The following is a 13,466-nucleotide window of genomic DNA, read 5'->3' as shown; positions in this document are numbered from 1 at the left end:
GGTCAGCTGACGTAGGTCAGGTACGACTTGTAGTACCGGAAAATGGTCTTCTCGGGGATACCGAGGCCCAGACCCAGATACATGAGCGTGTTGTAGTAGCCGTTCATCATCGGCGCACCCCGCAACACGCTGCCGATGCCGCGCCGGGCGCTCTGCGCGGTGTGCCAGTCGATATTGAACGCGATCGTCATGGTCAGGTTGGTGACGTGGTGCATGGTGCCGGGCGGCATGTACAGCACATCGCCGGGTTCCAGGACGACGGTGACCGGGGTGATGTTCGCGGCCTGCGGGAACTTCTCGTAGTCGGGGGCCGCGGGATCGTAATTCGCCCAGCGCCAGCTGCGCAGATAGCACAGGTCTTTCTGTTCGGCGGGCATGAGGATGAACTGCTTGCGGCCGTACAGGTGGAAGAAGAGATTGTGGGTCAGCAGAGTGTCGAAATGCAGCGGCGTGACGCTTCCCGACGGTCCGATGAAATGCTGGGTGTATTCGTGCCAGCGCTCGCCGTACCACTCCGGCATCAGGTGCATCGGGAAAGGATCGGCGTCCGCGATCAGTTCCGGGAAAGCGCGGAACAAGGGCACGTCGTGCAGGTAGCCGGGGTTCTGACTGGGCTCGCCCGCCTCGATCCGGGCGGCGTCCTGTTCGAGCAGGTCGATGTAGTCGGCGAGGGTCATCTTGGTGCGCTCGCCATCGGCGACATTGCCCTTCTTGACCCCGAGCTCGACCTGGCAGTCGAGGTTTCGAAAGAAGTCCGGTGTCCATTTGCGGGCGGGCCATCCGGCGGTTTGGTTCTCTAGCACAACCGGCTTGCCTTTGGAGACATATTCGCTGTAGAACTTGTCGCGATCCAGGGAGCTGACCCGATCCACGCTATTCCATGTCATACCGCTATCCCTCACCCGCAAGCCGACGCGCTCGTGCGCGTAGGCAGACGCTAGTTGGGTCCAAATACGCGTGTCAAGACCCTCAGAAATGTGGGCGTTTCACAGTTCGAAGCCGCCCCGGCCGCCGATTTTTCCCGCACGCGACCGCGAAAACCGCTGGAGCGCAACACCGTAAGCTAAACGTTAGCTAAAGTAAGAATTATCACGGGCGAGTCGGGAATACCCTGACTACAAGGCAGGTCACGCCTGCCGGCACGCATGCAAACTATGTGTGAAAACCCGCCCCGCCGGTGCTTACTTGCTGGCCGTACCGGTCGGTGCACGCTAGGTTTTCGAGGGTGGCAGTGAGTCTGTTGGGGAAGGCCGGCCGCGCACCGGCCGCACAGGAATCTGGTTTCGCCGCGCATCAGGCCGGAGTCGATCGCCTCCTGGCCTCCTACCGCGCCATCCCACCGGACGCGAACGTGCGGCTGGCCAAGAAGACATCCAATCTCTTTCGCGCCCGCGCCCGCAGCACCGCACCCGGACTCGACGTGTCCGGATTGACGCGGGTCATCGCGGTCGACCCGGAAGCCCGCACGGCCGACGTGGCCGGGATGACCACCTACGAGGATCTGGTCGCCACCACGCTGCGCTACGGGCTCGCCCCGCTGGTGGTGCCGCAACTCAAGACCATCACCCTCGGCGGCGCGGTCACCGGACTGGGCATCGAATCCACCTCCTTCCGCAACGGGCTGCCGCACGAATCGGTCCTGGAAATGGACGTGCTGACCGGGGCGGGCGAGATCATCACCGCCACCCGCGACGGGGAGCACGCCGAGCTGTACCGCGGCTTCCCCAACTCCTATGGAACGCTGGGGTATTCGACGCGACTGAAGATCGAGCTGGAACCCGTTCAGCCCTATGTCGAGGTGCGGCACCTCCGTTTTCACCAGCTGCGCGAACTCGAGGCCGCCATGGCGCGGATCATCGAAGACCGCGCCTGGGACGGCGAGCCGGTCGACTACCTCGACGGCGTGGTGTTCACCGCCGACGAGAGCTACCTGATCCTGGGCCGCCAGACCGGCGAACCCGGCCCGGTCAGCGACTACACCGGCATGGACATCTATTACCGGTCCATCCAGCACGACTCGCCGCGACCCAAACGCGACCGGCTCACCATCCACGACTACCTGTGGCGCTGGGACACCGACTGGTTCTGGTGCTCCCGGGCCTTCGGCGCGCAGAACCCGCGGATCCGGCGCTGCTGGCCGCAGCGGTACCGGCGCTCCAGCTTCTACTGGAAACTCATCGCCCTCGACCACAAGTACGCCATCGGCGACAAGATCGAGGCGCGGCACGGGAATCCGCCCCGGGAACGAGTGGTGCAGGACATCGAGGTGCCGCTCGAGCACACCGCGGAATTCGTGGAATGGTTCCTGCGCGAGATCCCGATCGAGCCGATCTGGCTGTGCCCGTTGCGATTGCGCGACACCGGCGGCGAACGCCCCTGGCCGCTGTACCCGCTGGAACCGGAACGCACCTATGTGAACGTCGGCTTCTGGTCGGCCGTGCCGACCGTGCCGGGACAGCCCGAGGGCGCGGCCAACCGCGCCATCGAACGCAAGGTGTCCGAACTGGACGGTCACAAATCGCTGTATTCCGACTCCTTCTACGACCAGGATGAATTCGCCGGCCTCTACTACGGCGGCGGCGCCTACTCCTCCCTCAAGAAACGCTACGACCCGGATTCTCGTCTACTGGATCTGTATTCGAAGGCGGTGCAACGCAAGTGACCACGTACAAGGACCGTTCCGACGTATTCGCCGAGCTCGGAACCAAACTGAGCATCGCCGAGATCTTCGCGACCCTGCTCGACGGCCCGGTGCCCATTCGCCTGACCTGTTACGACGGCAGCACCGCCGGACCCGAGGACTCCGAATTCGGCCTCGAGATCCTCACACCCCGCGGCGTCAACTACATCGCCACCGCCCCCGGCGACCTCGGCATGGCGCGCGCCTACATCGCCGGGGATCTGATCGCCCACGGCGTCGAGCCCGGGGACCCGTACGAACTGCTGAAGGCCATGGCGGGCATGAAGTTCCGCCGCCCCACCGCGCTGCAGCTGGTGGTCATCGCCCGCTCGCTGGGCTGGGAACTGCTCAAGCCGGTGCCCCCGCCGCCGCAGGAGGCCATGCCGCGCTGGCGGCGTATCGCGCTGGAAGGACTGCGGCACAGCAAGACTCGCGACGCCGAGGCCATCCACCACCACTACGACGTCTCCAACACCTTCTACGAATACGTGCTGGGCCCGTCCATGACCTACACCTGCGCCGCCTACGAGGACCCGGCCTGGACGCTGGAACAGGCGCAGGAGAACAAGTACCGGCTGGTCTTCGAGAAGCTGAACCTGAAACCCGGCGACCGGCTGCTCGACATCGGCTGCGGCTGGGGCGGCATGGTGCGCTACGCCGCCAAACAGGGCGTCCACGTGATCGGCGCGACCCTGTCCGCCGAGCAGGCCGAATGGGCGCGGGCCACGATCGCCGAGGAGGGCCTGTCCGATCTCGCCGAGGTGCGGCACTCCGATTACCGCGACGTGCGCGAGGGCAATTTCGACGCGGTGTCCTCCATCGGCCTGACCGAACACATCGGCGTGCACAACTACCCGGCCTACTTCGACTACATCAAGTCCAAGCTGAAGGTCGGCGGCCTGTTCCTCAACCACTCCATCACCCGGCCCGACAACACCCGCGTCACCAAGGCGGGCGACTTCATCGACCGCTACGTCTTCCCCGACGGCGAACTGGCGGGCTCCGGCCGCATCATCTCCGAGATCCAGAACGTGGGCCTGGAAGTGCTGCACGAGGAGAACCTGCGCAAGCACTACGCCCTCACCCTCGCCGAATGGTGCGACAACCTGGTGAAGAACTGGGACGCCGCGGTCGGTGAGGTCGGCGAGGGCACCGCCAAGGTGTGGGGCCTGTACATGGCGGGCTGTCAGCTCGGATTCGAGCGGAATGTGGTGCAGCTACACCAGATCCTGGGCGTCAAACTCGGCGCGGACCAGGGCTGGACGGTGCCGCTCCGTCCGTGGTGGAAGGCATGACCCACCCGGGCTCTCCCGGGTAGATCCCTGAGACCTCGAGGACGGGCGTGCGGCCGGGTGCCGACGCCCGTTCTCTTTTCACGACGTCAGGCTGGGCACCGGAATCCCCAAACGGGCTGTCAGCCAAGGGAACGACGAGGTGAAGGCCGAGGCGGCGAACTGCCAGGTGTGGCCGCCGACCGTGGTGTGCACCGTGCAGTCGATGCCGGCCTTGCGGCCCGCGTCGCACAGCTGCTCGGCCGCGCCCTCCTCATTGGTGTCCTGGACGCCGTCGCGGCCGCCCTTGCCGATCTGATCCTCGGACACCGGGGGCCGGCCGGGAAAGTTCCGCTGCTGCTGCGGATTCGGCGTGCCATTGCCGCCGGTGCCGCCATTACCGCCGTTGCCCCCATAACCGCCATTGCCGTTGCGCTTGGGCGCGGTCAGGTCGTCGAACAAGCCGACCACGCCCGTGTAGGGACCGTGCCGTTCCATGACGGTCAACGGATCGAATCGCGCCCAGGCATCGGCGTTTCCGCCGTAGAGGCGCTTGATTGTCTGCTCCTTGCTGCCCGCGGTCGGGCCCAGGTCACCGGCGATATCGACGAAGGCGCCGAACAGATCCGGATGCATGACGGCCAAATCGACCGCGCAGGTGCCGCCCATGGACCAGCCCACCACCGCCCACCGCGCCGGATCCTTCGCGACGCCGAACGTCGACTCCAGATAGCCGGGCACATCCATGGTGAGGTGATCGGCCGCATTGCCACGCGGGCCGTTCACGCATTCGGTGTCATTGTTGAAGCTGCCGCCGGAATCGACGAACACCAGCACCGGGGTCTGCCCGTTGTTCTTGGCCGCGAAAGCGTCCACGGCGGGCATGATCTGGCCACTGCGCACCCAGTCGGCGGGGGTGTTGAACTCGCCGCCGATCATCATGACCGCCGGCAGGGTGGGCGGCTCGGCGCCCGCGAACCAGGCAGGCGGCAGGTACACGTATTCGCGGCGATGCCGGAAATCGCTGCCCGCCTCCGGAATATCGACCTCCACGATGCGCCCGGTCCCCACATCCGTATCGCGCAGTCCGGCCAGCTCGTCCAGGTCAACCTGATGCGGCAGCGGATCCGCGTTGAGCGCGTCCCACGCCGCCTGCACCGTCGGGTAGTAACCGACCCACTGGTTCAGCACGACGCCGGTGTACAGCAGCGCCGCCGGGACGGCCAGCACCGCCGCGATCCGCTGCCACCAGCCGCCGGTCCGCAGTCCCACGATCGCGGCTACCAGTCCGGCGCCCGTCAGCCCGACCGACGCCCACAACAACGCCGGGGCCGGATCCGAGGCCAGCCCCTGATCGTCCACGAAATCCCAGGCCGCCCAGGCCGCCGCGACGCCCGCCACCGCGCACACCGGCATCCACAGCACCCACCAGCGCCGCGTCGCCCGCGCGAACGCGATCACCAGCAGCAGCACCGCCACGAACGCCACCACCTGCGGCACCCAGCCGTGCAAGAGCGAAACCCCGTGGTGGAAGGCCCCGTACCCGTTGCGAGCGGCGGGCGGGTGCGGCGCGGGCGGCGGCCCGAGCGGCGGTGACTGCGACGGCGCATGCGGCGAGAACACGACGGCGATTGTGTCCGCCGTTCCTCGAGAAACGCTGTGAATACCCTGCGACCCGCCCTACAGCACCCCGCGCGACCCGAGCTACAGCAGCGAATCCAGGAAGCGGCGCGGCAGCTCCCGGCCGTCCCCCGCGTCCAGCGGCATCTCGTGCCGCATGGTCCGCAGGATGGTGAGCACGCCCGGCCCGGCGTCCAGCAGCGGCCGCGACCAGCCCAGCTCCGCGCAGCGCAGCACCACCGGCGTGAGCACCGCGATCGACTCCCCCAGCCAGCCCGCGGCGGACAGGCACTCGGCCAGCAGCAGCGCCGAATCGAGCTCGGCCCGGGGCCGCCGCTGTTCCTGAATCCGGGAGTGCAGCACGCGGGCCCGCTTCACCACGGTGTCATCGGTGCCGAGCGGGGCCAGGTCGTCGGTGGCGCGGTCGTCGCCGCGATAGTGGCGGGCCAGCAACGCCCGGATGGTGGCGATCTCCTCGGCCTCGGCGGTCAGCACCGCCGCACCGGTGGCATGCCGCGGGCTGCGCGCCATCGGGTCGGTGACCAGGCCCGTACTCAGCGAATCGGCGGGCAGGCCCAGGCGCAGGCGTTCGGCCCGGACCTGCGCGGCCAGCCGGCTGAGCCTGCGGTCGGCGGCGATCCGCGCGCCCTCGTCCAGGCGGGCCACGGCCGTCTCCAGATCGCCGCGCACCGCCTTCACCCGCGCGCCGCTGACGAAGATGGTGACCAGGAAATCGACCGGCCCGACACGGGTGGTCAATTCGTGGCTCTGATCCAGCAGCCGCTCGGCGCTGTCGAGGTCGCCGCGGCGGTAGGCCACCTCGCCCAGCAGCGCAGCAGCCACCCGCACCGCGTCCGAACGGGACCCGGCGCGATCGCGGGCGGTCTGCCACGCCTGTTCGAAACACCGTGTGGCGGTGTCGATATCGAGCTGCTCGTAGGCGACGGCGCCGCGGGCGCACAGCCCGAACACCTCCCCCAACGGGTCGGCCGAGCGCGCGTGGAAGGGGGCGGCCCAGTCCTGCATGGTGCGCGCGCCCTCGAAGTCGAAGTCGCACAGCCGCACGAACGTGGCCAGATTCGCGGCCGTGGACACCGTCCACGCCGGAAGATCATCGGCCAGTTTCAGGCATTCGGTGATCTTGTCGAGCACACCCTCGGTGCGGTCGCGCGCCACCTGATCGGCCGCCGCCAGCACCGCGGCCTGACAGCGCTGGGTCACCGCCTCGGCATCGTCGGTGCCGCTGCGCGCCAGCATGTTCGACAACCGGCCCAGCGCGGTCCGCGCCGCCCCGGACTGCTGCAGATTCACATTCGCGCGCGCCAGCGCCATCAACAGCTTGGACCGCGAGGTCACCTGCTGCACCGGCAGTTTCGACACCGTGCCGAACAGGGTGGCCAGCCGGGAACTGTCGATCAGATCCATGCCGCCCTTCTCGACCAGGTCCAGCGCGTACTTCAGATCGGTGGCGGCCAGCGCGTGATCCACCGACTGCTTGATCAGATTGTGTTCGGCGAACCAGCGAGAAGCCTTGCCGTGCAACTTCTTCAACTGTCCCGGCTGCGCCCGGTCCAGCCGCGCCCGCAGATGCTCGGCCACCATCGGCTGCATCCGGTACCAGCTCGGATCGTCGGGGATCCGGTGCACGAACAGCTCACGCTGCTCGGCCTCGTCGAGCAGATCCGCGGCGTCGCGCGCACCCGACAGGGCTTCGGCCAGCGAGGCGTTCACCCGCTCCGGAATCGCGATGGCACTGAGGAATTCGAGCATGCGCGGCTCGATGGCGCCGAGCACGTCCTCGGCCAGATACTCCCGGATCGCCTTGTTGTCGCCGGACAGCCCGGCGATCAGCCGATCCACATCGTGATCCGCCGCGCGCAGCGACAGCCCCGCCAGCTGGATCGCGGCGGGCCAGCCGTCGGTGGCGGCGTGGATCTGCTCGACCTGCCGGTCGCTCAACTCCAGCCCCAGCCGCTCGACCAGGATCTCCCTGGTCTCCGCCTCGGTCAGCCGCAACTGCCCGGACCCGAGCTCGATCAGCTCGTCGGCCACCTGCATCCGGCTCAGCGGCAGCCCCGACCGCTCCCGGCTGGTGATGACGAAACGCAGTTCGTGCGAACTATTGTCGAGCAGCGACGCCATCACCCGCTGCGCCCCGGCATCGGTGATCCGATGCCAGTCGTCCACCACCACGACCACCGGCTGCCCGCCCGCCTGCACCTCGTCGATGAGCGCCGACACCGCGTACGGCACCGCCTCGGCGGGCCGCTCCTCCAGCAGCTGCTCCAGCCCGACGCCGATCTCCGGCCGCACCTTCCGGATGGCCGCGATGATGTGGGCCAGCAGCCACACCTCGTTGTCGTCGTCACGGTCGATGCCGATCCAGGCCACCGCCACCCCGCGATCGGTGAGCTCGGCACACCACTGCGCGGCCAGCGTGCTCTTGCCGAATCCGGCCGGGCCGTGGATCACCGCCAGCCGACGGCGGCCGCCCGACCGCAACGGCTCCAGCAGCCGGGGCCGGGCGATCGGTTCACGTGCCGGGGTCGGCGGCCGGAATTTCGTTGCGGCCGTAGGCGGCAGCGTATTGCCGGTGCCGAACACCGCGCTCGGATTGCCGGTCGGACGCAGGGTCAGCGACCGGGTGCGCGGGGCCGTCACCACATTGTGCCTGCGCTGGGTCGAATACGTCGGGGCCGACGGGTTGTGGCCGTCCACACCGGTTTCCGCGCCGTCGAGCAGCGCCATCTCGTCCGGCACCTGATCGTGATCGCCCTGCACCCCGCGCAGCAGCTCACCGAATTCCTCCGCGCTGGCGGGCCGATCCCGCGGCTCGGGGGACATGGCCGCCTCGATGGCAGCCGCCACATCCGCCGGGATCTCCAGTTCCCGCAGGTCCGGGACCGGTTGACTGGTGATGCGCAGGAACTGCGCCACCACCTTCTCCCCGGCCTGGCGCTCGAAGGCGGCGTGCCCGGTCAGCAGCGCGAACAGGGTGGAGCCGAGCCCGTACACATCCGAGCGCACGGTCGGCTCGTCGCCTTTGAGCACCTCGGGCGCGGTGAACGCGGGCGACCCGGTGATCAAACTCGTGGACGTGCGGAAGCCGCCCGGAATGCGGGCGATTCCGAAGTCGGTGAGCTGCGGTTCCCCGTACCGGCTCAGCAGCACATTGGCGGGTTTCACGTCCCGGTGCAGCACCTCGGCGCGATGCGCGGTCTCGATCGCCCCCGCCAGCTTCACCCCGACCCGCAGCGAATCCGCCCAGGACAACGGCCCGTTGTCGCGCACCACCTGCTCCAGGGAGCCGCGGGTCGCGTACGGCATCACGATGTAGGGCCGCCCGGTCGGCGTCACGTCCACCTGGAGGATGTCCACGATGTTGGGATGCCCGGACAACCGGCCCATGGCGTGCTCCTCGCGCAGGAACCGCTCCCGGCTCTCGTCGTCGATCTCGGCGGAGAGCACCTTCACCGCCACCACCCGGTCCAGGGCGCGCTGGGCACAGCGGTACACCACCCCGAACCCGCCCCGCCCGATCTCCTGCGCGTCGAACAGGCCCATGGCCTCGAGTTCGTCGTCGATATTCACGGGAAGGTATGCCTGCGTGGAGTTTTCGAGAGACGTCCGCTCACGCCGCGAGCCGTCCCGGCGCGCCTGTGAGTCCATCTCCACCACCTCGACCTGGAACGAGTAACCGTGTCCACCCGCGCATATTCAACGTAGCGCGGACCGCTCGAGCGTGTGGACCCTTTCGGCGCCGCGCCGCCGCGGTACCCATCCCTGTAGAACACTCGGCCCGGGCCGCGTATTCGCGACCCGGGCCGGGTGGTTTCCTATGCTCGAGCGCCGGTGGTTCAGCGCTCGCGCACGGTTACTACTTGCGCAGCGAGGCCGGAACCTCGAAGCGGGTGCCGAACTTGGCGGCCAGCTCGTCGGCGCGGGCCACGAAGGCTTCCTGTCCACCCGGGTAGCCGACGATGAACTGGTGGGTGCCACCGGTCCAGGCCGGGAAACCGATGCCGAAGATCGAGCCGATGTTGGCGTCGGCGGTCGAGGTCAGCACGTTCTCGTCGAAGCACTTCTGGGTCTCGATGGCCTCCGCGAACAGCATGCGGTCCTTCAGATCCTGCAGGGTGACGCCCTCGGGGAGGGTGGTCGAGGTGCCGAAGGTGGAGCGCAGCTCCGACCACAGACCGGTCGCCTTGCCGTTGTCGTAGTCGTAGAAGCCCGCGCCGCCGGCCTTGCCCTTGCGGTCGAACTCGCCCACCAGCTTGTCGAGGATCTTCGCGGTCGCGCCGGAAGCGGCGTCGATCTCGCCGCCCGCGGCCACCACGGCCTCGGCGGTCTCCTTGTAGATCTTCTGCATGGTGGTGAAGTTCAGCTCGTCCGACAGCTTCAGCGGCGCCGCCGGGTAGCCCGCCTGCAGACCGGCCTGCTCGATGGTCTGCGGGTCGATGCCCTCACCGAGCATCATGATGGCCTCGTTGATGAACTTGCCGATCACGCGCGAGGTGTAGAAGCCGCGCGAGTCGTTCACCACGATCGGGGTCTTGCGGATCGCGAGGGTGTAGTCGTACACCCGGGCCAGGGCCTCGTCGGAGGTCTTCTCGCCCTTGATGATCTCGACCAGCGGCATCTTGTCGACCGGGGAGAAGAAGTGGATGCCGATGAAGTCCTCGGCCCGCTTCACGCCGTTGGCCAGCAGGGTGATCGGCAGGGTCGAGGTGTTGGAGCCGAGCAGCGCGTCGGCGTCCACGATGTCCTCGATCTCGCCGAAGACCTTCGCCTTGAGCTCCGGGTTCTCGAACACGGCCTCGATCACGAAGTCCACGCCCGCGAAGTCGGCCGCGTCGGCGGTCGGCTTGATGCGGTCGAGCAGGACCTTCGACTTCTCCTCGGTGGTCTTGCCACGCGAGAGCGCCTTCTCCTCGAGCTTGACCGAGTAGTCCTTGCCCTTGTTGGCGGCCTCGATGGTGACGTCCTTGAGGACGACGTCGATACCAGCCTTGGCGGTGACGTACGCGATGCCCGCGCCCATCATGCCCGCGCCGATCACGCCGACCTTCTTGATCTCACGCTTCGGCACGTCCTTCGGACGCGAACCGCCGTTGTTGATGTGCTGCAGGTCGAAGAAGAACGCCTGGATCATGTTCTTGGCGACCGGGCCGGTCAGCAGGGACACGAAGTAGCGGGACTCGATCAGCGACGCGGTGTCGAAGTCGACCTGCGCGCCCTCGACCGCGGCGGCCATGATGGCCTGCGGCGCCGGCATGTTCTGGCCCTTGAGCTGCTTGCGCAGGTTGGCCGGGAAGGCCGGGAGGTTGGCGGCCAGCGCCGGGGTGGACGGGGTGCCGCCCGGGATCTTGTGGCCCTTGACGTCCCAGGGCTGCACGCCCTTGTCCGGGTTGGCCTTGATCCACGCCTTGGCGGCCGGGACCAGCTCCTCGATCGAGCCGACGACCTCGTTGATCAGGCCGGTGGCCTTGGCCTTGGCCGGGTTGAACTTCTGGCCCTGCAGCAGCACGCCCATCAGGCCGTTGGCGATGCCCAGCATGCGGGTGATGCGGGTGACGCCGCCACCGGCCGGGAGCAGGCCGAGGGAGACCTCGGGCAGACCCAGCTGCACGCCCTTCACGTCGGCCGCGATGCGGTAGTGGGTGGCCAGGGTGATCTCCAGGCCGCCGCCCAGGGCGGCGCCGTTGATCGCGGAGACGACCGGCTTGCCCAGCTTCTCCAGGCGACGCAGGTCGGCCTTGATGGTGGTGAGCTCTTCCATGATGGAGGCCGCGTCCGCGGGGGTGGTCTTCATCATGTTCTTCAGGTCGCCGCCGGCGAAGAAGGTCTTCTTCGCGGAGGTGATGACGACACCGGTGATGTCGTCCTTCTCGGCCTCGAGGCGATCGACGGTCGCCTTCATGGAGTCCTTGTAGAGCTGGTTCATGGTGTTGGCGCCCTGGTTGGGGTCGTCCATGGTCAGCACGACGATGCCGTCGGCGTCCTTTTCCCAGCCGATCATGTTCTCGGTCATAGTTTTTCGTGTCTCCCTAGAGAAAAGTCGGTGGGCGTCAGACGCGCTCGATGATGGTGGCGACACCCATGCCGCCGCCGATGCACAGGGTGATCAGGCCGTAGCGGGCGTTGCGACGGTGCAGCTCGTCGACCACGGTGCCCGTGATCATCGCGCCGGTCGCGCCCAGCGGGTGGCCCATGGCGATCGCGCCGCCGTTGACGTTCAGCTTCTCGTCCGGGATCGCCAGGTCCTTCTGGAACTTCAGGACGACGGAGGCGAAGGCCTCGTTGATCTCGTAGAGGTCGATGTCCTCACGCTTCAGACCGGCCTTGGCCAGCGCCTTCTCGGCGGCCGGGGTCGGACCGGTGAGCATGATGGTGGCGTCGGCGCCGGAGGTGCCGGTGGCCACGATGCGGGCGCGCGGGGTCAGGCCCGAGGCGGCGCCGGCCTCTTCGGAACCGACCAGCACCAGGGCGGCGCCGTCGACGATGCCCGAGGAGTTACCACCGTGGTGCACGTGGTTGATGGACTCGACGAAGTGGTAGCGCTGCATGGCCACCGCGTCGAAGCCGCCCATCTCGCCGATGCCGGCGAAGGCCGGGTTCAGCTTGCCGAGGTCGGCGGCGGTGGTGCCGGGGCGCATGTGCTCGTCGTTGTCGAGCACGGTCAGGCCGTTCATGTCCTTGACCGGGACGACCGAGTTGGCGAAGTAGCCGTTCTTCCAGGCGTTGGCGGCCAGCTCCTGCGAGCGCACGGCGTAGGCGTCCACGTCATCGCGGCTGAAGCCCTCGATGGTGGCGATCAGGTCGGCCGAAATGCCCTGCGGGACAATGTAGCTGTCGTAGCTGGTGCGCGGGTCCATGAACATCGCGCCGCCGTCGGAGCCCATCGGCACGCGGGACATGGACTCGACGCCACCGGCGATGACCAGGTCGTCGAAGCCGGAGCGGACCTTCTGCGCGGCCAGGTTGACAGCCTCGAGGCCGGAGGCGCAGAAGCGGTTGAGCTGGAAGCCGCCGACGGTGTCGGGCAGGCCGGCGGTCAGCACGGTGGTGCGGGCGATGTCGGCACCCTGGTCGCCCACCGGGGAGACGACACCCAGGATGATGTCCGAGATCCGATCCTCATCGAGGTTCGGGAAGCGGTTCCGCAGCTCGCGGACCAGACCGGTGGTCAGGTCGATCGGCTTGACCGAGTGCAGCGCACCGCCGCGGTTCTTGCCGCGCGGGGTGCGGATGGCCTCGTAAATGTAGGCCTCTGTGGTCATATCGGAGTTTTCCTCTCTTGGGTGCGCCGTCACCGCGTTGTGCGGGCCGTGCCGTAGCCATACCTCGCCGACCGGCCCCACGACCGATCGCCTTTGACGCTGTACAAACAACGTCCCGAGCCGGTTTGTTGACGCTCCGGTAACCCGTACGCCTGGGCATACCTTAGAACCTCGCGAAACCGATACTCACGGCCACCCGATCATAGTACCGAACTATGCGAACTCCGGTTAACTTAAGTTGGCACCCGAGGGAACTGTCAACCCTCCAGCGGTGTGGCGCCCAACTCCGACACCAGTAGGGCTAGGGCCACCTCATCCGGGTCGCGGCGCTCTTCCGGAGGCACCGGCTTGGCCGACTCCTCCAGCATCTCCCGCTCCTCCTCCGGCGTAGTAGCAGGTGGGACGCCGTCATAACCTACCGGCGAGTAGTCCCCCGGCCCCGGATCGTCCGGGAGGTCCGGCCCGTCGGGCAGCGGAATATCGTCCTCCGGCGGCGCGAAACGCGCGCTCTCCCGCTCGAACGAACCCCCGCCCGCCGGACCCGGATCCGCGGGCGCGGGAGCCGGAGCGGACGCGGGGGCACCGCCCCACCCGGTCGCCGGGGCCGGCTCGACG

At 67.9% G+C, this 13,466-nt stretch carries 7 protein-coding genes and 1 pseudogene; 2 read left to right on the top strand and 6 right to left on the bottom strand.

Features of this window, described 5'->3' with window-relative positions; translation table 11 throughout:
- Nucleotides 1-2: 2 nt before the first annotated feature.
- Entirely contained in the window at nucleotides 3-887 is an 885-nt protein-coding gene (locus ACWELJ_RS16715; protein ID WP_452367022.1) for a cupin-like domain-containing protein, read from the bottom strand.
- Nucleotides 888-1,231: 344 nt separating this feature from the next.
- Between ACWELJ_RS16715 and ACWELJ_RS16710 the strand changes: the two genes are divergently transcribed.
- Both ACWELJ_RS16710 and ACWELJ_RS16705 read left to right on the top strand, forming a co-directional pair.
- Nucleotides 1,232-2,662: an FAD-binding oxidoreductase gene (locus tag ACWELJ_RS16710; RefSeq protein ID WP_452367038.1), complete on the top strand. Its 1,431-nt coding sequence runs from the start codon at nucleotides 1,232-1,234 to the stop codon at nucleotides 2,660-2,662.
- Nucleotides 2,659-3,975 (top strand): class I SAM-dependent methyltransferase, encoded by a 1,317-nt coding sequence (locus ACWELJ_RS16705; RefSeq protein WP_452367021.1) that lies wholly within the window; start codon nucleotides 2,659-2,661, stop codon nucleotides 3,973-3,975. Before ACWELJ_RS16710 ends, ACWELJ_RS16705 begins: the two co-directional genes overlap by 4 nt.
- A 78-nt stretch (nucleotides 3,976-4,053) precedes the next feature.
- On the opposite strand, the gene ACWELJ_RS16700 is transcribed toward ACWELJ_RS16705, so the two are convergent.
- From ACWELJ_RS16700 to ACWELJ_RS16680, 5 genes and pseudogenes are all read right to left on the bottom strand, one after another.
- Nucleotides 4,054-5,574, bottom strand: a complete 1,521-nt coding sequence (locus ACWELJ_RS16700; RefSeq protein WP_452367020.1) for an alpha/beta hydrolase — start codon at nucleotides 5,572-5,574, stop codon at nucleotides 4,054-4,056.
- Between the two features lie 81 nt (nucleotides 5,575-5,655).
- On the bottom strand, nucleotides 5,656-9,162 hold the full coding sequence (locus ACWELJ_RS16695; protein WP_452367019.1) for a protein kinase domain-containing protein: 3,507 nt from the start codon (nucleotides 9,160-9,162) through the stop codon (nucleotides 5,656-5,658).
- Nucleotides 9,163-9,448: 286 nt separating this feature from the next.
- Nucleotides 9,449-11,602 carry a 3-hydroxyacyl-CoA dehydrogenase NAD-binding domain-containing protein gene (locus ACWELJ_RS16690; RefSeq protein WP_452367018.1) on the bottom strand — a complete coding sequence of 718 codons (2,154 nt, stop codon included), beginning with the start codon at nucleotides 11,600-11,602 and terminating at the stop codon, nucleotides 9,449-9,451.
- 37 nt (nucleotides 11,603-11,639) lie between these two features.
- Nucleotides 11,640-12,851, bottom strand: coding sequence for an acetyl-CoA C-acetyltransferase (locus tag ACWELJ_RS16685; RefSeq protein WP_452367017.1), 1,212 nt, complete (start codon nucleotides 12,849-12,851; stop codon nucleotides 11,640-11,642).
- Between the two features lie 257 nt (nucleotides 12,852-13,108).
- A pseudogene (locus ACWELJ_RS16680) lies at nucleotides 13,109-13,466 on the bottom strand (DNA polymerase III subunit gamma/tau); the annotation flags it as partial.

This window comes from Nocardia sp. NPDC004582, assembly GCF_053602115.1.
The sequence above is the reverse complement of the archived record's forward strand: the minus strand, read 5'-3'. Positions and strand labels throughout refer to the sequence as shown.